The organism is Arthrobacter sp. B0427-1-12, from assembly GCF_059092905.1.
In genome coordinates, this window is record NZ_JBNHIC010000009.1 from 42,497 (window position 1) to 64,833 (window position 22,337).

Genomic DNA, 22,337 nt, shown 5'->3' on the forward strand with positions numbered 1-22,337 from the left:
CTATTGGCCCAACTACAGCCGCTAGCCGTCTGCCCCTGGGTTGATCACGGTCATGATGCGGTTCAGGTCATCGACGCTGGCAAACTCAATGCTGAGCTTGCCCTTTCGGGCCCCCAGGGTAATCTTCACATTCGTATCAAGGCGATCAGACAACGAATTCGCCAGGTAGTCGAGCCGCTCATGCCTAGCGCCTGCCCTGGGCTTCGATTCACGTGCTGGCCTTCGCAGCCCGTCAGCCAAGGAAACGATCTCCTCTGTGGCGCGGACGGAAAGCCCCTCCGCAACAATTCGTTGCGCCAGCTTCTCCATCTCCGCGAGATCACCGAGCGCAAGCAGCGCACGGGCATGACCGGCAGACAACACACCAGCCGCCACGCGCCGCTGGACAAGCGGGGGGAGCTTCATCAACCTCAGCGTGTTGGAAATCTGTGGCCGGGAACGGCCGATTCGTTCGGCCAGTTCATCGTGGGTACAGCCAAAGTCGTCCAGCAACTGCTGATAGGCGGCAGCCTCTTCAAGGGGATTAAGCTGGCTCCGGTGGAGGTTCTCCAGGAGCGCGTCACGAAGCAGATCATCGTCGGAGGTCGAACGAATAATGGCAGGAACGCTGTCAAGGCCGGCCTGCTGTGCTGCCCGCCAGCGGCGTTCACCCATGACGAGTTCATAGTTCCGTTCACCACCCTCTGCTGAGGGACGAAGAACAATTGGTTGAAGAATCCCGATCTCCCGAACGGAATGCACAAGTTCCAGCATGTCATCCTCGTCGAACACAGTGCGAGGCTGCTTCCGGTTCGGATGAATCTCCTCCACTGGGACCTCGGCGAAGCGCGCACCAGGAACCTCTACGAGCGTTTCACGTGAAACAGCCGCAATGGGCTCGAGCTCCGCAACAGAAGCAGCATCTGCGTCCCCAGGGCCGGTAGGGTCAGTGGACGACTCGCTGTCGCTGGCCCCGGCCGGCTGGTCCTCACTCTTCTTGCCGGCCGTAGTCTTACTGGCTGCGTCTTCCTCAGCATTGGCGCCCCCTGCGGAGGCACTACCTGTGACGGAATCTGATCCCACGGCGTCGCCAACGGTCCGCGTATCGTCGACAGCCGCCGCAGCCGGTACTGCCTTGGCCGCCTCGGCCGTCGCGCCCGGCTCCTGGGCCTGCTCCGGCTTCTTCTTCGAGGCCGCCTTCGTGCCGGCCTTCTTGTTGGTTCCGGCGCTCAGATCTACTGCCGGCTCTTCCGGGCTGATCGCGTCCTGCATGTCGGCTGGGGAGGACGACTCCGTCTCCGGCTCGCTGGCGCTGGAGGTGGTGAAGAAAAGGTCGACGGGCCGCCCGACACGTCCTGCAGAGTTACGGCCCTGCCCGGCTGCCGGTGTTGTGGTTGCCGGGCTGCTGGGGATCAGTGCACCCAGGCCCCGCCCCAGGCCACGACGCTTTTCAGCCATAAAAATAAGTCCTTCCGCATTGCGTCCATGCGTAGCCGCATAAAACCTCTGCAGACAAGTCTAACGGGGCCATGCAAACCGGAAGCGGCAACGACCCCGCAGCCAGCGCTAGGAGCGCTCGGAAATCTCGGCAGCCGCTTCGAGATACGACAACGCGCCGCTGGAGGACGGATCATATGTCATGACGGTCTGCTGGTAGCTCGGTGCTTCCGAGATGCGTACGGACCGGGGTACGACGGCATTGAGGACCTGGTCGGGGAAGTGCTGGCGTACTTCGGCTGCGACCTGGGCCGCAAGGTTGGTTCGCCCGTCATACATGGTCAGCAGGATCGTAGAGACAACCAGATCGCTGTTGAGGTGCTTCTGGATCATCTCGATGTTCTTCAGCAACTGGCTGAGGCCTTCCAGCGCGTAGTACTCGCACTGGATCGGAATCAGGACTTCCTTGGCCGCGACGAACGCATTGACGGTCAGCAGGCCCAGGCTTGGCGGGCAGTCGATGAAGATGTAATCGAGCCGCTCTTCGCCCCTCGCTTCCCGCTCCTTGGCATAGACCTCGATGGCGCGACGCAGGCGCTGTTCCCTTGCCACCAGGGAGACGAGTTCAATCTCCGCACCGGCCAGGTGGATGGTTGCGGGGGCACACACCAGACGGGCGATGTCGGGGCATTGTGCGACCACATCCGCCAGCGGCAGGTCATTGATCAGCACGTCGTAGATGCTGTCCACTTCGGCGTGGTGCTCAATCCCCAACGCCGTGGACGCATTGCCCTGGGGATCGATGTCGATCACCAGCACGTTCAGGCCGGCGGTGGCCAGGGCTGCCGCTATGTTCACGGTCGTCGTGGTCTTGCCCACGCCGCCCTTCTGGTTACTGACCGTCAGGATGCGGGTTGCCTTGGGCTTGGGCAGTTCCCGGCCCCGGAGCTTCTCTCGGCGCCTGGTCTCGCTGGCAAGTTCCTTCGCCAGGGGCGTGCTTTCATCCATCGAGTCCATGACGCTGCCGGAGACCGCCACCGGCTGGACGGCCGTGCCGGCTTCGTCCCCTTCGGACGGCTCCTTAGATGCTTCCTCACCGGAAGCGGGCTTTGCCGCTTCGGGGGCAGTCGGTTCAGCAACAACGGCTGTTTCACGTGAAACCATCGCGAGGTTCCCTGGATCGGAAAGCGCTTCCGGTTTAATTTCGCGGTACTGGGAGGTAAGCGAAGACCCAATGGCCGCTAACGACGGAATTCTCCTGGCGGCTGAATCTTTCATACCCACTTCGACTCGCTCACTTTCGAAAAACCTGCACCAATTCCTCTAGACTATCGGCTCCGCCGCGGTATCCCTGACAGGGCAGGCCTGCACCCCGCCGTTTCGCCGGGACAGGCAAGGAAGAGTCAGCCAACGACGATCTTCACCACGGTGGTGTACTCATCCAGGATCTCGCCGCCCACGGTCACGACGGATGTCTCGGTGCCGCCGAGCTTCCGGATGTTCTTTGCGGCCTTTTCAACTTCTTCGGCGGCGCTGCGGCCCTTGATGGCCAGGACCTCACCCTTGCCGCCGAGCAGCGGCATGGTCAGTCCTGCCAGGCCGCTCAGCGCGGATACGGCACGGGCGGTGACGACGTCCACGTCGACCTTGCCGACTGCCTGCTCGGCCCGGCCGCGGAGGACCTGCACGTTATCCAGCCCCAGATCCTCAATCACCTCATTGAGCCAGGTCACCCGTCGCTCCAGCGGCTCGATCAGGATCAACTGGAGGTCCGGCCGGGCAATCGCAAAGGTCAGGCCGGGAAGGCCGGCACCGCTGCCGACGTCGGCGACGCGGCTTCCCTCGGGGATCAGGTCGGCGACCACCGCGCAGTTGAGTACGTGGCGGCTCCACAGGCGCGGCACCTCGCGGGGCCCCAGCAGACCCCGTTCCATTCCGGAAGTCGCCAGATGCTCAACGTAACGCTTGGCCAGATCGAGCCGGTCCCCAAAAATCTTCTCGGCTGCGGCTTGTTCCGATGCAGTTATCTCAACCACGATTCATTCCTCGGCTACGGCGCGGCCCGGGGCCGCCGGCGGACGCTTGTTCAGGAGGCCGACAGCGAAACGACGATGTGGCGGTTCGAGCCTTCGCCCTCGGATTCGCTCAGGAGGCCCAGAGCTGCAACAGCGTCGTGGACAATCTTGCGCTCATAGGCGCTCATGGGTGCCAAGGCAACATCCTCGCCGGATTCCTTGGCACGCTTCACCGCGTCTTCAGCGATGCGCTGCAGTTCAGAGCCTCGCTGCTGCCGGTAGCCCAGGATGTCCAGCACCAGCCGGGACCTGGCGTCCGTCGAGCTGAGCACGGAGAGCCGGGCCAGTTCCTGCAGTGCCTCCAGGACTTCGCCGTCGGGGCCGATCAGTGCTTCCAGCGCGCTGTTGTCGGTTTCCTCCGACACGATCGAAATATAGGTGCGCCCGTTGCGGACCTCAATGTCGATGTCGCCGTCGATATCCGCGATGTCCAGCAGTTCCTCAAGGTAGTCGGCGGCGACGTCGCCTTCCTCTTCCAGCCTGCCGATGGTTGCCGATGTCCTGGGCTCTTCCTCAGGCAGGTCCGCGGGCTCTTCGATGCGCTCAGTGGTCATTTCTTTTTCCTGTTCTTACGCTGTGGCTGCTGACGCTGGCCCTTAGGGGCCGCCGGGGCCTCGGCGACCGGCTCGGACTTCCGTTCGCCCAGAATAGGCGCCGCCGGCAGGCCCTTCCTGGCCCGGCGTTCCTGCAAGGCCTTGGCGGCCGGCGAGCCAGGTGTTGGCATCCGCCGGATGACAAAGAACTGCTGTCCCATGGTCCACAGGTTCGTCGTGGTCCAGTAGATGAGAACACCGATCGGGAAGTTGATGCCCCCGACACCGAAGACGATGGGCAGGATGTACAGGAGCATCTTCTGCTGGCGCATGAACGGGCTCTGCAGTGCCTGCTCGGACATGTTCTTCGCCATGATCTGCTTCTGCGTGATGAACTGGGACGCAGTCATCGCCAGGATCATGATGATGGAAAGAACGACGACGGAAACGTAGTTGGGTGCGTCCGGATTGTGCAGCAGGGAAGCCGAAAGCGGAGCCCCGAAAATGGACGCCGCATCGAACTGCCTGACGTCAGCCGCGTCCAGGGCCCCGATTCCCTCGCCCGCAGCGCTGGCATTGGAGACACCGTTGAGCACGGTGAACAGCGCAAAGAAGAACGGCATCTGGATCAGCATTGGCAGGCAGGCGGCAAACGGGTTGGTGCCGTGCTTCTTGTACAGCGCCATCTGCTCCTGCGTCATTGCCTGACGGGAGAGCTGGTCGGTCTTGCCCTTGTACTTGGCCTGAAGCTTCAGCAGGTCCGGCTGCAGCGCCTGCATGCCGCGCTGTGCCTTGATCTGCTTGACGAACACTGGAATCAGCGCAGCGCGGATGATCAGGACCAGGCCGATGATGGACAGCGTCCAGGTCCAGCCGTTGGCCGGATCCATGCCCAGAAACGTGAACCCCTCATGGAATGCCCACATGATCCAGGACACCAACCACCTGAACGGGGTCAGCAGCATGTCGAAGAATTCAAACATTTAGTCTCCTCAGGCCGCGCTGCGGCTTTCCTCATCCGCTGGAATCTCGGGGTGATTCAGCACAATAATCTTGGGGGGATTCGCCGGATCCCAGTGCCGGCGGCCGTGCGGTGACGCAACGGGCACATGGTCCACGCCGCCGTCGTTCCACGGATGACAGCGCGCCAGGCGGCGCATGGCCAGCCAGCTGCCCTTCAGCGCGCCGTGAACGGTGACTGCTTCGAGCGCATAGGCGGAACAGGACGGAAAGAACCGGCAGACCTGCCCGTAGAGCGGTGAAACAGCGGCGCGGTAGCCCTTCAGAAAAATAATCAGGATGTTGCGGGGAAGGCCCAGCAGGAAACCGCAGACTGCCCCAGGGAAACCGCGCAGGAACCGGGCAGTGCGGCTCATCGGTTCCCTTCCTTTCCTGGTGCAGCGTCCCGGCGGCCTGTACGCCGCGGGGCTTCCAGCTTCTCGAGGGAAGACGTGAAGGCCCGGCGGTAGTCGGTGGCCAGCTGGTCCCAGCTGGCGCCGGCCGCCGGGGGCAGCGCCCGCACAACGACGGAGATCCCCTCCGGCCGCTCCCGCAGGCTCTGAACGGCAGCAGCCCTCAGCCTTCTCTTAACGAGGTTGCGCGTGACAGCGTTCCCGACGGCCTTGGCGACGATGAACCCGAACCGACTGGGCTCGCCCACACCGGTACCGGCCACATATAACACTAAGTTCCGGCGCCCAGAGCGGGCGCCGGAACGTACAGTCAGTGAGAAGTCCGCCGAAGTACGCATTCTGTTCTCAGATGCCAGCATCCAGGACACCGACTCCTAATCGAAGGCGCAGCTGCACAGGGGCAGCATCGACAAACTACAGGCTGGTTAGGCCGACAGGGCCGTACGGCCCTTGCTGCGGCGTGCGGAAAGAATCGCACGGCCTGCGCGGGTACGCATACGCAGACGGAAGCCGTGCTTCTTGGCACGACGGCGGTTATTCGGCTGAAAAGTCCGCTTGCTCACGGTGGTTACTCCAAGACACTCAAGGATGCGCCTACCCGAACACCAGGAAAACAGGCCGACGCTTTATTCAGATGCCGGCCGCATCTTCCACGCGGACGTTGGTGGTGTTCCAACATCCATCAAGGCGTGCAGGGGTGCAAAAAAACAGGCACAAAGGACTACATAACGGTAGGGGAACCCGGCCGCGTCAGTCAAACCGGACGCCGCTCCCGGCTGCAGCGGCCGCACGGCGGCGTGACATCCAAAGTTCATCAACAGCTGTGGGTGATTTCGTCAACAGCTGTGGACAACCGGCCTGCAGGATACCAACCTGTGAGTATTCTCCCAACTTATCCACAAGCTGCTTCCCAGCTATCTTCTGGCCAAACCATCCCTTACCCTTACCAGGTGGCTGTTATCCACTGACTGTGAATAACTCTGTGGATGAACGGCCGGGATCCGGGCTTCCGGATCCCTTTAGTTTTGTTCCAGCGGCGGCAGTATGAGGGGTGACAATGGGCACGGACGAAATCAACGACCTTGGCAGTTCATGGCGGAAGGTCGTCCGTACCCTGGAACAGGATCACCGGGTCTCGCCGCGCCAGCGCGCATTCGTTGTCCTGGCCCAGCCGCAAGGACTGATCGGCACCACCCTGCTGGTGGCGGTGCCCAATGAACTGACCCGCGAGGTCCTGCAGACCCAGCTGAAGACACCCCTTGATGATGCCCTCCGCGGCGTCTTCCAGGCCGACATTCTGTGTGCGTTCAGCATCAATGCCGACCTGACGCCGGTACTCGAAGACGAGCCGGAACCTGAACCGGTCCAGCCGTTGCCCGCAGCCAGCGGAGAAATGGCGCCTGCGCCCACCCCGCCGAGCACTTCCCAGGAGTTCGGCCGGCTCAACCCCAAATATGTCTTCGACACCTTCGTCATCGGAGCCTCCAACCGCTTCGCGCATGCGGCCGCTGTCGCTGTCGCCGAGGCTCCGGCCAAGGCCTACAATCCGCTGTTCATCTACGGTGATTCCGGTCTGGGCAAGACCCATCTGCTGCACGCGATCGGCCACTACGCCCGGCACCTCTACAACGGCATCCGTGTGCGGTATGTGAATTCAGAGGAATTCACTAACGACTTCATCAACTCCATCCGGGATGACGAGGGATCCAGCTTCAAGCAGCTTTACCGGAATGTGGACATCCTCCTGATCGACGACATCCAGTTCCTCTCCGGCAAGGAAGCCACCCAGGAGGAGTTCTTCCACACCTTCAATGCGCTGCACAACCACAACAAGCAGGTCGTGATCACCTCCGACCTGCCACCCAAGCAGCTGTCCGGTTTCGAAGACCGCATGCGTTCCCGCTTCGAATGGGGCCTGCTGACCGATGTCCAGCCGCCGGAACTGGAAACCCGTATTGCGATTCTCCGCAAGAAGGCCATAGGCGAAGGGCTCTCCGCACCGGAGGATGTGCTCGAATACATCGCCTCCAAGATCTCCACCAACATCCGCGAGCTCGAAGGTGCCCTTATCCGGGTGACGGCCTTCGCCAGCCTGAACCGCCAGCCGGTGGATGTCGGCCTGGCTGAAATGGTGCTGAAGGACCTGATTACCGACGACGGTGCTCAGGAGATCACGTCCGCGGCCATTCTTGGCCAGACCGCTGCATACTTCAACCTCAGCATGGACGAACTGTGCAGCAAATCCCGGACCCGGACACTGGTGACCGCCCGGCAGATTGCCATGTACCTGTGCCGTGAGCTCACCGATATGTCGTTGCCGAAGATCGGCCAGGAGCTCGGCGGGCGCGACCACACCACCGTGATCCACGCGGACCGCAAGATCCGTGAGCTGATGGCGGAGCGCCGTGTGATCTACAACCAAGTCACGGAATTGACCAACCGGATCAAGCAGCAGCAGCGCGAAGGCTGACCCAGACCGGCCGGCGGGCCCGGGGTTCCGGGGTTTTTACCGCCGCAGGCGGTCGAATTAAAAAATAATTAACAGCTGTGGACAGTTCTGTGGATAACCCGGTGGACAACCCACAGGGTGTGGAGGATAAGTCCGGGTGCGTCTGTGGATTCGCAAAACGGCCCCGTTTTTTATCCACTGGCTGCCGGAAGCGCCACCGGCGGCTGTGCACAGACTGTGAACAGGCAACTTCCGCAGATTCGCGGCGCGGAACCGAGTTATCCACAGAATCCACAGATGTTATTAACACTACTAATCCCAAGAATTTGAAAATCCACCAAATAACATCTGCCCGTCCGCCCAGCACCTGCACCCCGAACGCCAAAACCCGGTCTCTGGCCGCACCGATCCGACCGTTCCACCGGCCGCCGGTGCAGGAACCCACCGCCGGACGCTAAGCTGTCACAGAGAATCGTTTCCGCCGGCTGTGCCGTGCCCTCGTCAAAGGATCCCCGCCTGGAACCTTTTGGCGAGCCGCCGTACCCGGGCCGGGGAACCCAGCAAATTCACGTTGTTCGTTGTGAAAGGCGGAACCCTTCAGTGAAGTTCAGAGTTGAGCGGGACGTACTTGCCGAGGCAGTCACGTGGACGGCCCGCTCACTGTCTCCGCGTCCGCCTGTGCCGGTGCTTTCAGGACTGCTCATCAGGGCCGAAGCCGGAACATTGAGCCTGGCCAGTTTCGATTACGAAATTTCGGCGCGGCTGCAGATCCCCGCCGATATCAGCGAAGAAGGCACCATTCTGGTTTCCGGCCGCCTCCTGGCGGACATCTGCCGCAGCCTTCCCTCCGCGCCGGTGGAAGTTGAAACCGAAGGACCAAAAGTCACCCTGACCTGCCGCAGCAGCCGGTTCAATCTGGCTACCATGCCGGTGGCGGACTATCCGGAGCTGCCGGCGCTGCCGGAGGTCAGCGGAGTTATCGACGGCGATGCCTTCGCCCAGGCGGTATCCCAGGTCATCATTGCCGCGAGCAAGGACGACACACTGCCCATCCTCACCGGCGTTCGAATGGAAATCGAGGATGACCTGATCACCTTCCTGGCCACCGACCGGTACCGTCTGGCCCTGCGCGAAGTGGCCTGGAAACCCACCAATCCGGGCATCTCGACCAGCGCGCTGGTGAAGGCCAAGACACTCAACGAAGTCGCCAAGACGCTCGGTGGCGCCGGCGACCTCCACATCGCCTTTTCCGACGACAGCGAACTCATCGGCTTCGAAAGCGGCGGCCGCCGGACCACCTCGCTGCTGGTCGACGGCGAATATCCCAAGATCCGCTCACTCTTCCCCGAAAACACACCGATCCATGCCACCGTGGAAACCAGCACCCTGGTCGAAGCCGTGCGCCGGGTTTCGCTCGTTGCCGAGCGGAATACGCCGGTCCGGCTGGCCTTCACGGACGGACAGCTCACCCTCGATGCCGGCACCGGCGAAGACGCCCAGGCTTCCGAGGCTATCGAGGCGACCCTGGTCGGGGACGAGATCACCGTTGCCTTCAACCCGGCCTATCTCAGTGAGGGCCTGAGTGCATTCAACAGCAAATACGTGCGTTTCTCCTTCACCACTCCGCCGAAACCGGCCGTGATTTCGGCCCAGGAGGAACCCACCGGCGAGGACAAGGAAGACTACCGCTACCTGCTGATGCCGGTCCGCCTTCCCAACCAGTAGCCGGCAGCCGGCCCGGCCCAAAGCCCCGAAGTACCCACCGTCGGAAAGAGTGATCAAGATGCATATCGGACTCATTGGACTCGGCAAGATGGGCTTCAACATGCGCGAACGCCTGCGCAAGTCAGGCGTGGACGTCACCGGCTACGACCGCAGTCCGGAGGTCACCGACGTCGGATCGCTGCGGGAACTGGTGGCGGCGCTGCCTATTCCCCGCACGGTCTGGGTTATGGTTCCGGCCGGAGCCGTTACGGACAGCGTCATCACCGAACTGTCCGCCGAGCTGGCTCCGGGCGACCTGGTGATCGACGGTGGAAACACCCGTTTCACGGAGGATCTGCGGCACTTCGAACTGCTGGACCAGGCAGGGATCGGATTCATTGACGTCGGCGTATCCGGCGGCATCTGGGGCCTGGAAAACGGCTACGGGCTGATGGCCGGCGGCGATGCGGAACTGGTCAACCGGGTCATGCCGGTCTTTGATGCGCTCCGGCCCGAAGGCGAACGGGCAGACAGCTTTGTCCATGTCGGCGGGGTGGGTGCGGGCCACTACGCCAAGATGGTGCACAACGGCATCGAGTATGGGCTGATGCAGTCCTACGCGGAAGGCTATGAACTGCTGGCCGCGAAGGACATCGTCAAGGACCTTCCCGGGACTTTCCGCGCCTGGCAGAAGGGCACCGTCGTGCGTTCCTGGCTGCTGGACCTGCTGGTCCGGGCCCTCGATGAAGATCCGGGGCTGTCCCGGATCGATGACTATGTGGAGGATTCCGGCGAAGGCAGATGGACCGTCGAGGAGGCCATCGCCAATGCGGTGCCGGCCCCGGCGATCACGGCTGCTCTGTTCGCTCGGTTCGCTTCCCGGGAAGATGTATCTCCGGCCATGAAAATGGTCGCGGCGCTGCGCAACCAGTTCGGCGGCCACGCGACGCGGCCAGCGGGCCAGGACGCCGGAGAGTGAACCAGCCCCGCCAGCCAGCCCCGCGAGCAGTAAGCCGATTGACAACGCGTGTACATTGATTTTCTTTCCCTGACCGATTTCCGCAGCTACGAGCAGCTCGACCTGCGGCTCGAGCCCGGCATCACGGTACTGGTGGGTCCCAATGGCACAGGAAAAACCAACATTGTGGAGGCCATCGGGTACCTGGCTACCCTGTCCTCACACCGGGTCAGTTCGGATGGGCCGCTGCTGCGCTTCGGAACCGAACGCGCCATGGTCCGGGCGCGCGTGGTGCGCGGAAGCCAGGTGACCGCCGTCGAACTTGAACTGAACAGCGGGCGGGCCAACCGCGCACGGATCAACCGCGCCAATCCTGTCCGCGCCCGTGATGCGCTGGGCATCTGCCGGACCGTGTTGTTCGCCCCGGAGGACCTGGCGCTGGTCAAGGGAGATCCGTCCAGCCGGCGCCGGTTCATTGACGACCTTCTTGTCACGCTGGTTCCGCACCACGCAGCGACCCGCAGCGACTATGACCGCGTGCTGAAGCAGCGCAACGCGCTGCTGAAATCGGCCCGGGCCAGCGGCAGGTTCAGTGCCGCGCACGAATCAACACTCGAGGTGTGGGACCAGCACATGGCCGTCGCGGGTGCGCAGCTGCTGCGCGCCCGGCTGGACGCGCTGCGCCGGCTCCAGCCGCATCTGCAATCCGCCTACGCGCAGCTGACCGACGGCACCAAGGCGGCCTCGGCCGTCTACCGGTCCACCCTGCAGACGGCTCTGTCCGACGACGGCGCGGTGGAGTCCGGCGCGGAACCTGCCGAGGACCTTGACGATTTGGCCGTCCCTCAGCTGGCGGAGCGCTACCTTGCCGCCTTTGCCGCGCACCGGAAGAAGGAACTGGAGCGGGGCCTGTCGCTGGTGGGACCACACCGGGACGAGATCGAGCTGGTGCTCGGCCAGGCCCCGGCCAAAGGGTATGCCTCCCACGGTGAAACCTGGTCCATGGCGCTGTCCCTGCGGCTGGCTTCCTATTATCTGCTGTGCGACGACGATCCCTCGCCGGGTGCCACGCCGGTCCTGATCCTGGATGATGTTTTCGCCGAACTCGATGTGCAGCGGCGCCGGAAACTCGCCGCGATTGTGACCTGCGCGGAACAGGTGCTGGTCACCGCCGCGGTGCCGGGCGACGTCCCGGAACAGCTGGCGGGGCGGCAGGTCACGGTGGTGCCCGGCGGTGTCGAAGAACGGGCGACGGCGGAGGTCCGGGGAGGTGCCGATGCCGGCACTGAATGAACCCGGAGGCCGGGACGGCGGCGCCGAGGAGCAGGGTTCCCGCGAGTACGAGGACATCGATGCCGCCCGCGCGATGCTGAACCGCATGCGCGAGGCCGCACACACCCGCGGTGAGCGGCGGGCTGCGGCGCGCCATGGCGGGCTGGAAGCGGATCCCGCCTCCCGGCGTCGTAATGCCCGCAAACGCCAGGGGGCGGAAACCGGCCAGACAGCCGGCGGCAGGGATCCGCAGGGACTGGGCGCCGTGTTCACGCGCCTGGTCCGGGAGCGGGGCTGGAGTTCGCCCGTCGCCGTGGGATCGGTGATCGGCCGCTGGGCCGAACTGGTCGGTCCCGAGATCGCGGCGCACTGCCAGCCGGAATCCTTTGCGGACACCACCGTCCAGGTCCGCTGCGACTCCACCGCCTGGGCCACCCAGCTGCGGCTGCTCAGCCCCAATCTGCTGGCGAAGTTCGACGCGGAGCTGGGCGCTGGCGTCGTCACCAGGATTCAGGTGATCGGTCCGGCCGCACCCAACTGGCGCAAGGGCCATCGCCGGGTGAGTGGTCGTGGGCCGCGGGACACCTACGGCTGAACCCGGTTTTCCACTGGCCGCGGACGAAGCTATTGCGCAATGGCTCAACGGCATGTAGAGCGATGGGAACCTCCAGGGACATAGAGTCCCTCATCCGGCACCATGCCATTGCCTCCAAAGGCGGATTACTGCCCGTTTAGGCCGTTCTGGTGCGGGACCCACCCTCCGTCCACGGTAGAATTGAACATTGGGGCGCCTTTCCCTGACCGGGAGGCGAAATATTGTGTCCGTCACTAGAGGAGTCGACAACGCCTGTGGCTAACGAGAGCGTGCCCGAGGGCACCGAGAGCATGGAACAGAATGCGCCGGAGCCCGTAAAACCCAGGGAATACGGCGCCAGCGACATCACCGTCCTTGAAGGTCTGGAAGCGGTCCGCAAACGCCCCGGCATGTACATTGGCTCCACGGGCCCCCGCGGCCTCCACCATTTGGTGTATGAGGTCGTGGATAACTCCGTCGACGAGGCACTGGCCGGCTACTGCACGCACATCGAAATCACGCTGCTGGAGGACGGTGGCGTCCGCGTGGTCGATGATGGCCGCGGCATCCCGGTGGATATGCACCCGACAGAGGGCAAGCCGACCGTCGAGGTCGTCATGACGATTCTGCACGCCGGCGGCAAGTTCGGCGGCGGCGGCTACGCGGTGTCGGGCGGTCTGCACGGCGTCGGCATTTCCGTAGTGAACGCTCTGTCCAGGCGTGTGGAAACTGTCATCAAGCGTCAGGGCTATATCTGGTACCAGTCCTTCGCCGACGGCGGCCGGCCGGTCGGCGGTCTGCGCAAGGGCGAGCCGACCACCGAAACCGGAACATCCCAGACGTTCTACCCGGATCCGGAAATCTTCGAGACCACCGAGTTCGACTTCGAAACCCTGCGCGCCCGCTTCCAGCAGATGGCCTTCCTCAACAAGGGCCTGCGGATCACGCTGACCGACGAGCGTGCGCTGCAGGTGGAGGACGAGGTCACCGCCGAGCACGAGGACGGGGAGCCGGAAGCCCCGAAGCACCGCCAGGTGGTCTACCAGTACGACCGGGGCCTGCTGGACTATGTAACGTACCTGAATTCCTCCAAGAAGGTGGACGTCATCCATCCGGAGGTCATCGCCTTCGAAACGGAGGACACCGACAAGAAGATCGCCGTCGAGTTGGCGATGCAGTGGACCACTGCGTACTCCGAAAGCGTCCACACCTATGCGAACACCATCAACACCCATGAGGGCGGGACCCACGAAGAGGGTTTCCGCGCCGCGATGACGTCGCTGATCAACCGCTATGCGCGCGAGAAGAACATCATCAAGGAAAAGGAAGAAAACCTCACCGGTGATGACATCCGCGAGGGCCTGACCGCGGTGGTTTCGGTCAAGCTGGCCGAACCGCAGTTCGAAGGCCAGACCAAAACCAAGCTGGGCAATTCGGAGGCCAAGGGCTTTGTCCAGCGCGTGGTGACGGATGGTCTCGGCGACTGGCTGGAGCGCAATCCCGGTCCGGCACGCGACGTGATCCGCAAATCGATCCAAGCCGCGCAGGCGCGGATGGCCGCCCGGAAGGCCCGTGAATCCACGCGGCGCAAGGGCCTGCTCGAATCCGGCGGAATGCCCGGCAAACTCAAGGACTGCTCGTCGAAGGATCCGTCGAAGTCGGAAATCTACATCGTGGAGGGCGATTCGGCCGGCGGTTCGGCCGTCCGCGGGCGCAACCCGGAGACCCAGGCGATCCTGCCGCTGCGCGGCAAGATCCTGAATGTGGAACGTGCCCGTCTGGACCGGGCGCTGGGCAACGCCGAGGTCCAGGCGATGATCACGGCTTTCGGAGCAGGCATCGGCGAGGATTTCGACGTCGAGAAGGCCCGCTACCACAAGATCGTGCTGATGGCCGATGCCGACGTCGATGGCCAGCACATCACGACGCTCCTGCTGACGCTGCTGTTCCGCTACATGCGCCCGCTGATCGAAACCGGCTACGTGTATCTGGCCCAGCCTCCGCTGTACCGGATCAAGTGGTCCAATGCAGCGCATGATTACGTGTACAGCGACCGTGAACGGGACGCTGTGGTGCAGAAGGGACTGGGCGCCGGCCGCCGCCTGCCCAAGGAGAACGGCATCCAGCGCTACAAGGGCCTGGGCGAAATGGACTACACGGAGCTGTGGGACACCACCATGGATCCGGACCACCGCACCCTGCTGCAGGTGACGATGGACGATGCCGCCGCGGCGGACCAGGTGTTCTCCGTGCTGATGGGCGAAGACGTGGAGAGCCGCCGCACCTTCATCCAGCAGAACGCCAAGGACGTCCGCTTCCTTGATATTTAGGGCCAGCAGCCCCTTTATATACGCGGACCGACATATTTCTAGAACGGAATTTATTAGACCATGAGTGACGAAACTCCCAAGGTTCCCGCCGAGGATTTTCCGGTGGACGGTGATGTGCTGACCGACCGGGTGGAGCAGATCGACCTGCAGACGGAGATGCAGCGGTCCTACCTGGACTACGCCATGGCCGTGATCGTCGGCCGTGCACTGCCGGATGTCCGCGACGGCCTGAAGCCCGTCCATCGGCGTGTGCTGTACGCGATGTTCGACGGCGGCTACCGTCCGGAGCGCGCCTTCAACAAGTGCGCCCGCGTCGTCGGTGAAGTAATGGGCCAGTACCACCCCCACGGCGACTCTGCGATCTACGATGCGCTGGTCCGCCTGATCCAGGACTGGACCATGCGGTATCCGCTGGCACTGGGCCAAGGCAATTTCGGCTCCCCCGGCAACGACGGCGCCGCCGCCCCGCGGTATACCGAGACCAAGATGGCACCCCTAGCCATGGAGATGGTCCGCGACATCGACGAGGAAACCGTCGATTTCCAGGACAACTACGACGGCAAGAACCAGGAACCGACCATCCTCCCGTCCCGGTTCCCGAACCTGCTGGTCAACGGCTCCTCCGGCATCGCCGTCGGTATGGCTACCAACATTCCGCCGCACAACCTGCGCGAAGTGGTCAACGGCGTGCAGTGGCACCTGGACCACCCGGACGCCACCAGGGAAGAGCTGCTGGAGGCGCTCATCCAGCGGATCAAGGGCCCGGACTTCCCGACCGGCGCGCAGATCCTGGGACACAAGGGCATTGAGGACGCCTACCGCACCGGCCGCGGATCCATCACGATGCGTGCCGTGGTCAATGTGGAGGAGATCCAGGGGCGCACCTGCCTGGTCGTCACCGAGCTGCCGTACCAGGCCAACCCGGACAACCTGGCCATCAAGATCGCCGAGCTGGTCAAGGACGGCAAGATCCAGGGCATCGCGGATATGCGCGACGAAACTTCCGGCCGTACCGGCCAGCGCCTGGTGATTGTGCTCAAGCGTGACGCCGTGGCCAAGGTGGTGCTCAACAACCTGTACAAGCACACGCAGCTGCAGGACAACTTCGGCGCCAACATGCTGGCGATCGTCGACGGCGTGCCCCGCACCCTCAGCCTGGACGCCTTCATCCGGCACTGGGTCACTCACCAGTTGGACGTCATCGTCCGCCGCACCCGCTACCGGCTGCGCAAGGCGGAGGAAGCCGCCCACATCCTGCGCGGCTACCTCAAGGCTCTGGATGCGCTGGACGAGGTCATCGCCCTGATCCGTGCTTCGCAGACCGTCGAGGATGCCCGCAACGGCCTGATGGACCTGCTGGAGATCGACGAGATCCAGGCGCAGGCCATCCTCGACATGCAGCTGCGCCGCCTGGCCGCGCTGGAACGCCAGAAGATCCAGGACCAGCACGCCAAGCTTGAAGCCGAGATCGTCGAATACAACTCCATCCTCGCCTCCGATGAACGCCAGCGGAGCATTGTCAGCGAGGAGATGATGGAGATCGCGGATAAGTACGGGGATGACCGCCGCACGCAGATCATGATGGGCTATGACTCGGACATGAGCGTCGAGGACCTCATCCCCGAAGAGGAGATGGTGGTCACCATCACCCGAGGCGGCTACGTCAAGCGCACCCGAAGCGACAACTATCGCTCCCAGCAGCGCGGCGGCAAGGGCATCAGGGGTGCCCAGCTGCGCGGGGACGACGTCGTGGACCACTTCTTCGTCACGACCACCCATCACTGGCTCCTGTTCTTTACCAACCTGGGCCGTGTCTACCGCGCGAAGACCTATGAGCTTGCCGAGGGCGGCCGCGAAGCCAAGGGCCAGCACGTGGCGAACCTTCTGGCCTTCCAGCCGGAAGAGCACATCGCCCAGGTGCTGGATCTGCGGGACTACCAGCAGACGCCCTACCTGGTGCTGGCCACCAAGAAGGGCCTAATCAAGAAAACCCGGCTGGAAGACTATGACACCAACCGGTCCGCCGGCGTCATCGCCATCAACCTCCGTGACGGGGACGAGCTGGTCTCCGCACGGCTGGTTTCGGAAAGCGATGACCTCATGTTGGTTTCCCGCCGTGGGCAGTCGCTGCGCTTCACCGCAACCGACGAGGCCCTGCGTCCCATGGGGCGCGCGACCTCAGGGGTCACCGGCATGAAGTTCCGTGAGGACGATGAACTGCTGGCGGCCGACGTGGTTACCGACGGTTCCTTTGTGTTCATCGTCACCGAAGGCGGCTACGCCAAGCGGACCTCGGTGTCCGAATACCGCGTTCAGGGCAGGGGCGGCCTGGGCATCAAGGTGGGCAAGTACCAGGAGGAGCGCGGCCATCTGGCCGGTGCCCTGATCGTGCAGGAGGAAGACGAGGTTCTGGTGGTCATGGAAGGCGGCAAGGTGGTGCGGTCCTCGGTGGCCGGTGTCCCGGCCAAGGGCCGAGACACCATGGGCGTCATTTTTGCCAAGCCGGACAAGAATGACCGAATCATCGCCGTCGCGCGGAACACCGAACGCGGGCTGGGCGAGGACGAGGAAGCGCCCGAAGAGGCCGAATCCCCAGCGCTCGCGGGAACCGGTGGGCCGGCCGAGGGTGACGTCGAGCCGGGCACCGGCGGGGACGAAACCGGGGTCATGGCTGCCGTGGACCGGGATGCCGGATCTGCGCCGGCGGCAGATGATGAAGTACCGTTGTCTGCAAACGGACAGGGCGGCCGCGATGCCGCGCCTGAAATTGATGGAGGTACCGAGTGAGCACACCCAACTCAAACCCGCGGCCGGGGGGGACCCGTCCTCAGCCAGGCAGCGGACCGAGGGTGAACACTCCGGCACGTCCGGCACAGCGTCCGGCACCGGCCTCTGCGGCCAAGACGGCGCAGCGGCCCAATCTGGTGAAGCCGGCTCCTAAGGCCAAGGCCCGCCGGGCGCGACTGCTGGTGAGCAAGATCGATCCCTGGTCGGTGCTGAAGATGTCCTTCCTGCTGTCGGTGGCGCTGGGCATTGTCACGGTCGTGACGGCCATTGTGCTGTGGACCGTGTTGGACTTGACCGGCATTTTCGACAGCGTCAATGCCCTGCTGTCCGAAATTTCCGGGACCGAAGGCGGCGGCTTCAGCATCCAGTCCTTCGCCTCTCTGGGGCAGGTCGTGTCTTTTGCCACCATCATCTCCGTGGTGAACGTCGTGCTGCTGACGGCGCTGTCGATGCTTGCCGCGGTGCTCTACAACATCGCATCGACGCTGGTCGGCGGCATCGGCGTGACCCTGACCGATGACTAGAGGGCGCTGAAACCGGGCCCATCGGCGCCGATTTGGGATTCAGCGGCAAAGTGCTGTAGAGTCTTATCTCGGCCCGATGAGGCATCGGGGCGTATAGCTCAGGCGGTTAGAGCGCTTCGCTGATAACGAAGAGGTCCCAGGTTCAAGTCCTGGTACGCCCACGGACCCGTTACTGACCGGAGGAATCCGGACCCGTAAGGAGGCACACTGTGAAGAAACTGCTGGCTCTCGCCGCCGCCATCGCAGGAGTGGCCGTCTATCGGAAGTGGCAGGAATCCGAAGCGGAAAAATCTGTCTGGAAGAAGGAAACCGACAAGGTAGACTGACTTCCGGTGCGGGGGCATGGCGCAATTGGTAGCGCACCTGCTTTGCAAGCAGGGGGTTAGGGGTTCGAGTCCCCTTGCCTCCACCGATGAACAGTCCCGGCTGATGAAGCCGGGACAGTTCTTTTTAACGCCCCATTCGTCTGGCTGCCGGCCGCTCATTAGAGTTCACTCGTGAACTACTTCCTGGCCGTCATCGGCGTGCTCGGCATCTCGGCCTCCGGTCCGCTTCTGGCCGGAATCAACGCTCCTGCCCTCACCATGGCTTTCTGGCGCAACGCGGCCGGTGCTGCGGTCATCGGCAGCTTCGCCGCCGTAACCCAACGTCGAGAACTGGCCACCGTCGACCGCCGCACCTGCTTTTGGGTGGCCGTCGCCGCCGTCGCACTGGCCGCCCATTTTGCCACTTGGGTGACGTCGCTGAAGCTTACTTCAGTGGCCGCGTCCACCGCCCTGGTGTGCATGCAGATGGGCTGGATCGCGCTGTTCAACCGGCTTCGCGGGGAACGCATCCCAGGCAAGGTGCTGCTGGGACTGGTGCTGGCCTTCGCCGGGGTGCTGCTGATTTCCGGATTCGACGTGAACCTGGCGCCGCAGGCGCTGCTGGGCGACCTCCTGGCCCTGCTGGGCGGGATCTTTGCCGCCGTCTACACAGTGACCGGGGCCAAGGTCCGCCGCAGCCTGTCCACCACCAGCTACGCGGCGCTGTGCTACGGCGGCTGCGCGGTCCTGCTCCTGCTGCTGTGCCTGGCCACCGGCACTGAGCTGGTACGGCTGGAACCGGCGGCGTGGCTGGGCATCGCCGCCGTTACGGTCCTGGCGCAGCTGATGGGGCATACGGTGTTCAATCACCTGCTGGCAGTGATGAGCCCGATGCTGGTCTCTCTGCTGATCCTGCTCGAGATACCGGGGGCAGCGATCCTTGCCGCCGTCGTCTTGGGCCAGGCGCCACCGGTGGGGACGTACGCGGGGCTCGTTCTGATCCTGGCCGGGCTGGCCGTCGTCGTACTGGCACAGTCCCGGACCAGGCAGCGCGAGCAGCTCCGCGCTGGCATCGCCGCGGACTGACGTAGGGTGTTCGGCGCCGGAAACCGCCGGAAACCCTACGACCGGCAGGCAAAAGGCGGGGACCCCCGGGTGGGGATCCCCGCCTTCAGGAACTGCTGCTGTCCTTAGGAACGCTTAGGAAGCAGAGCCGTCGGCCCGGTGCGGTCCCGGCTTGGGGGCCTCGGTCGGCAGAGTCTCGGTCGGCAGGGCGGACTTGTCGGTTTCCTCCGCGGTTCCTTCACCGGACTTGATTTCATCGGCGGCGATCGACTCGGCGACCGGCGAGGTGGTCCCGGCTTCCTTCTCGGCACGGTCGGCGGCCGCTGCGGGGGAGGTGGTGTCCGACAGGGCGATATCCGCATCGGCGTTGGTGCTGGCCGAGGCGTCCGTAACGGTGGCTGCCGGGGCTGCCGTGTCCGGCTTCGGCGGCACCGGCGCCGGAGTCTTCCACGGATCCTCGACCGGAGTGGAAGCGCGCCAGGCAGCGATGCCAGCGGCCACAGCGGCGGCGATGATGCCGAAGATCAGCCAGCCCTTCTTGCTGCTCCTGCCGCTGCGCTTGAGGTCCTTGGCGGCCTGCTTCGCGGCCGCGGCAGCGGCTTTCTGCGCTTTCTTCACGGCCTTCTTGTTTCCGGTGGCCTTTGCGACGGCGACCTGCACCGGAGCCGGCACCGCAGCGGATTCGAGGGCACGGGACACGCTGCCTGCGGTCTCGCCCAGCCGGTGCGACAGGGCCGGGATGTACTCGCCGACTACTCGTTCCTTGGCATGGGTGATGGCCGGGGTGGCACGGTCGAGCGTGCCCTGGATGCGGGGTGTAACTTCATCCACGGCGTGGGAAATCTTCGGGGCAGCCTTTTCCAGGCTCCCCTGAAGCCGCGGCGTCACTGTGGCCACGCCGTCGGCCAGCTGGTGCGCGGCCCGGGTGATCCCTTCCTGGATTTTCGGAGAGGCGGTTTCGATGCCCTTTTCGATGCGGGGCACTGCCCAGCCCATGGCAGCCTCGACGCGCGGAGTGGCCCATTCCCGGGCGCTTTCCACGCCGACTGCGACGCTGTTTTCCAGATCACGGGCAATGCTTTTTGTCTTTGTCACAACAACCTCCCGAAACAATTTACGGTTTGGCTTTAGCCTACGTGCTGTGCGCAAGCGTGCGCTATGCGTCCGAAAAGTTGGGCAGGATTTTCACTGTCCGCTGAATGATGCCGCGGTCCTGCCCGGAAGCTGGCTGTTCCCGCGAACCGATGGAACAGCCGTGACAGAATGGGGCCTATGACTGCCATTCCTACAGCCAAAGCGACCATCCACACGAACCACGGTGACATCAACGTCAACCTCTTCGGCAACCACGCTCCCAAGACGGTGAAGAACTTCATCGGCCTGGCAACCGGCGAGATCACCTGGACGCATCCGGGGAGCGGTGAAGAAACCAACAAGCCGCTTTACGATGACACCATTTTCCACCGCATCATCAAGGACTTCATGATCCAGGGCGGCGATCCGCTGGGCCAGGGCATCGGCGGGCCCGGCTACAAGTTCGACGACGAGATCAACCCGGACCTGGACTTCACCGAACCCTACAAGCTGGCCATGGCCAACGCCGGAATCCAGATGGGACGCGGCACCAACGGCTCGCAGTTCTTCATCACCTCCGTTCCTACGACCTGGCTGCAGGGCAAGCACACCATCTTCGGCGAGGTTGCCGACGCGGAGTCGCGCAAGATTGTCGATGAGCTCAACAGCGTTGCTACGGACATGCGCGACAAGCCGCTCGAGGACGTCGTCATCAGCAGCATCACCGTCGAGCAGCTCTGAGCTGCACCGGCCGACTCTGCCGAAATCCCTCGAAAGATCCGCGAAGAAGTAAATGACCTACGGAATTCCGGCCCAGCAGCCGGCCCCTGAAGTTCCTGTCTGTCCCCGCCACCCGGACCGCGTCGCCTATGTGAGGTGCCAGCGGTGCGGGCGGCCTGCCTGTCCGGAATGCCAGCGGCCGGCTGCGGTCGGTTTCCAATGCGTGGACTGCGTCCGCGAAATGTCCCGCACCGTGCGCGGTACACGCACCGTCTACGGCGGAGCAGTGACCGATGGGAAGCCCAAGGTGACCATCGGCATCATGATCATCTGCGCGGCATTGTTCGTCCTGCAGTGGATCGTACCGAATAATGCCATACTGCAGGCGCTGGCCTACGTGCCGTTGTACACCATGGACGTGCCGGGCGTGCCCTTCGAACCCTGGCGGATGATCACGGCGGCATTCCTGCATTCGCAGGGTTTCATCCTGCACATTGCCTTCAATATGTATGCGCTGTGGATCCTGGGCCAGCATCTTGAACCGCTGCTGGGCCGATCCCGCTTCATTGCGCTTTATCTGATATCCGCCTTGGGCGGTTCCGTGGGCGTGCTGCTGCTCTCGAATCCCCTGACCCCGGTGGTGGGAGCCTCGGGCGCCATCTTTGGGCTCTTCGGAGCGCTCTTCGTCGTACAACGCCAACGGGGCGGAGACGTGCGGTCGCTGGTGGTCCTGATTGCCATCAACGCGGTCATCGGCTTCATCTACCCCAACATCTCCTGGCAGGCCCATCTGGGCGGGCTCGTGACAGGCCTCCTCGCCGCCGTCGTCCTGGCCTATGCGCCGCGGAGGAGGAACAGGAACCTGTTCCAGGCGGCAGGGCTTGCAGGAATCGTGGTCCTGTTAATTATCGTCTCCGTCCTGCGGAGCACTGTCCCGCTGTAATCTGTCCGGAGCGTGCTATCCACGCGGAGCGCCGGGCCCGGCGCCGCCCGCCCGTTGCTTTGGCCAAGGTCCCTGACCTTGGCCAAAGAGTTTTAAACAGGGTTTTAAACAGCTGTGGATGAGTACCTCAGGCCCTCGTCGAGCGGGGAATCCAGGGCGTACCCGGCGGACAAAAAGATCCCTGGTCGGTTCTGGA

General features: G+C 63.7%; 21 protein-coding genes and 2 tRNA genes. 14 read left to right on the forward strand and 9 right to left on the reverse strand.

Annotated elements, in window-relative coordinates; all coding sequences use genetic code 11:
- Positions 1-21: 21 nt before the first annotated feature.
- From AC5RWU_RS08190 to rpmH, 8 genes are all read right to left on the reverse strand, one after another.
- Positions 22-1,437 (reverse strand): ParB/RepB/Spo0J family partition protein, encoded by a 1,416-nt coding sequence (locus tag AC5RWU_RS08190; protein WP_494030488.1) that lies wholly within the window; start codon positions 1,435-1,437, stop codon positions 22-24.
- Between the two features lie 108 nt (positions 1,438-1,545).
- Positions 1,546-2,580, reverse strand: coding sequence for a ParA family protein (locus AC5RWU_RS08195; protein ID WP_494030487.1), 1,035 nt, complete (start codon positions 2,578-2,580; stop codon positions 1,546-1,548).
- Positions 2,581-2,819: 239 nt separating this feature from the next.
- The gene (gene rsmG / locus AC5RWU_RS08200) at positions 2,820-3,452 is read right to left on the reverse strand and encodes a 16S rRNA (guanine(527)-N(7))-methyltransferase RsmG (protein ID WP_494030486.1); all 633 of its coding nucleotides are present in this window, start codon (positions 3,450-3,452) and stop codon (positions 2,820-2,822) included.
- Positions 3,453-3,502: 50 nt separating this feature from the next.
- Positions 3,503-4,045, reverse strand: a complete 543-nt coding sequence (locus tag AC5RWU_RS08205) for a Jag family protein (protein ID WP_494030485.1) — start codon at positions 4,043-4,045, stop codon at positions 3,503-3,505.
- Positions 4,042-5,007 (reverse strand): membrane protein insertase YidC, encoded by a 966-nt coding sequence (gene yidC, locus AC5RWU_RS08210; protein WP_494030484.1) that lies wholly within the window; start codon positions 5,005-5,007, stop codon positions 4,042-4,044. The genes AC5RWU_RS08205 and yidC overlap by 4 nt, the downstream gene beginning before the upstream one ends.
- Positions 5,008-5,016: 9 nt before the next feature.
- The gene (gene yidD, locus AC5RWU_RS08215) at positions 5,017-5,400 is read right to left on the reverse strand and encodes a membrane protein insertion efficiency factor YidD (RefSeq protein WP_494030483.1); all 384 of its coding nucleotides are present in this window, start codon (positions 5,398-5,400) and stop codon (positions 5,017-5,019) included.
- Positions 5,397-5,795 carry a ribonuclease P protein component gene (gene rnpA, locus AC5RWU_RS08220; protein ID WP_494036957.1) on the reverse strand — a complete coding sequence of 133 codons (399 nt, stop codon included), beginning with the start codon at positions 5,793-5,795 and terminating at the stop codon, positions 5,397-5,399. The genes yidD and rnpA overlap by 4 nt, the downstream gene beginning before the upstream one ends.
- Before the next feature lie 66 nt (positions 5,796-5,861).
- Positions 5,862-5,999 (reverse strand): 50S ribosomal protein L34, encoded by a 138-nt coding sequence (rpmH, locus tag AC5RWU_RS08225; protein ID WP_494030481.1) that lies wholly within the window; start codon positions 5,997-5,999, stop codon positions 5,862-5,864.
- A 494-nt stretch (positions 6,000-6,493) separates the two neighbouring features.
- On the opposite strand from rpmH, the gene dnaA reads away from it, so the two are divergent.
- From dnaA to AC5RWU_RS08285, 12 genes are all read left to right on the forward strand, one after another.
- On the forward strand, positions 6,494-7,906 hold the full coding sequence (gene dnaA / locus AC5RWU_RS08230) for a chromosomal replication initiator protein DnaA (protein WP_494030480.1): 1,413 nt from the start codon (positions 6,494-6,496) through the stop codon (positions 7,904-7,906).
- Between the two features lie 579 nt (positions 7,907-8,485).
- Positions 8,486-9,610 carry a DNA polymerase III subunit beta gene (gene dnaN / locus AC5RWU_RS08235; RefSeq protein ID WP_494030479.1) on the forward strand — a complete coding sequence of 375 codons (1,125 nt, stop codon included), beginning with the start codon at positions 8,486-8,488 and terminating at the stop codon, positions 9,608-9,610.
- A 58-nt stretch (positions 9,611-9,668) separates the two neighbouring features.
- Positions 9,669-10,568 (forward strand): phosphogluconate dehydrogenase (NAD(+)-dependent, decarboxylating), encoded by a 900-nt coding sequence (gnd, locus tag AC5RWU_RS08240; RefSeq protein ID WP_494030478.1) that lies wholly within the window; start codon positions 9,669-9,671, stop codon positions 10,566-10,568.
- Between the two features lie 48 nt (positions 10,569-10,616).
- Complete coding sequence (recF, locus tag AC5RWU_RS08245) at positions 10,617-11,840, forward strand: DNA replication/repair protein RecF (protein WP_494030477.1); 1,224 nt, start codon at positions 10,617-10,619, stop codon at positions 11,838-11,840.
- The gene (locus AC5RWU_RS08250) at positions 11,824-12,414 is read left to right on the forward strand and encodes a DciA family protein (protein WP_494030476.1); all 591 of its coding nucleotides are present in this window, start codon (positions 11,824-11,826) and stop codon (positions 12,412-12,414) included. Before recF ends, AC5RWU_RS08250 begins: the two co-directional genes overlap by 17 nt.
- A 290-nt stretch (positions 12,415-12,704) precedes the next feature.
- The gene (gene gyrB / locus AC5RWU_RS08255) at positions 12,705-14,723 is read left to right on the forward strand and encodes a DNA topoisomerase (ATP-hydrolyzing) subunit B (protein WP_494030526.1); all 2,019 of its coding nucleotides are present in this window, start codon (positions 12,705-12,707) and stop codon (positions 14,721-14,723) included.
- Between the two features lie 60 nt (positions 14,724-14,783).
- Positions 14,784-17,510 (forward strand): DNA gyrase subunit A, encoded by a 2,727-nt coding sequence (gene gyrA, locus AC5RWU_RS08260; RefSeq protein WP_494030475.1) that lies wholly within the window; start codon positions 14,784-14,786, stop codon positions 17,508-17,510.
- Positions 17,507-18,034, forward strand: coding sequence for a DUF3566 domain-containing protein (locus AC5RWU_RS08265; RefSeq protein WP_494030474.1), 528 nt, complete (start codon positions 17,507-17,509; stop codon positions 18,032-18,034). Before gyrA ends, AC5RWU_RS08265 begins: the two co-directional genes overlap by 4 nt.
- 87 nt (positions 18,035-18,121) lie before the next feature.
- Positions 18,122-18,195 (forward strand) — tRNA-Ile (locus AC5RWU_RS08270).
- 48 nt (positions 18,196-18,243) lie between these two features.
- Complete coding sequence (locus AC5RWU_RS08275; RefSeq protein WP_494030473.1) at positions 18,244-18,360, forward strand: DLW-39 family protein; 117 nt, start codon at positions 18,244-18,246, stop codon at positions 18,358-18,360.
- A gap of 10 nt (positions 18,361-18,370) precedes the next feature.
- Positions 18,371-18,443: transfer RNA gene (locus tag AC5RWU_RS08280), tRNA-Ala, on the forward strand.
- 88 nt (positions 18,444-18,531) lie between these two features.
- The gene (locus AC5RWU_RS08285) at positions 18,532-19,425 is read left to right on the forward strand and encodes a DMT family transporter (protein ID WP_494030472.1); all 894 of its coding nucleotides are present in this window, start codon (positions 18,532-18,534) and stop codon (positions 19,423-19,425) included.
- 114 nt (positions 19,426-19,539) lie between these two features.
- Here the strand turns inward: AC5RWU_RS08285 and AC5RWU_RS08290 are convergent, their stop codons facing one another.
- Positions 19,540-20,499, reverse strand: coding sequence for a hypothetical protein (locus AC5RWU_RS08290; RefSeq protein ID WP_494030471.1), 960 nt, complete (start codon positions 20,497-20,499; stop codon positions 19,540-19,542).
- A gap of 177 nt (positions 20,500-20,676) precedes the next feature.
- Between AC5RWU_RS08290 and AC5RWU_RS08295 the strand changes: the two genes are divergently transcribed.
- Both AC5RWU_RS08295 and AC5RWU_RS08300 read left to right on the forward strand, forming a co-directional pair.
- Entirely contained in the window at positions 20,677-21,219 is a 543-nt protein-coding gene (locus AC5RWU_RS08295) for a peptidylprolyl isomerase (protein WP_494030470.1), read from the forward strand.
- Positions 21,220-21,271: 52 nt separating this feature from the next.
- Positions 21,272-22,141 carry a rhomboid family intramembrane serine protease gene (locus AC5RWU_RS08300; protein WP_494030469.1) on the forward strand — a complete coding sequence of 290 codons (870 nt, stop codon included), beginning with the start codon at positions 21,272-21,274 and terminating at the stop codon, positions 22,139-22,141.
- The last annotated feature ends 196 nt before the right edge of the window (positions 22,142-22,337 follow it).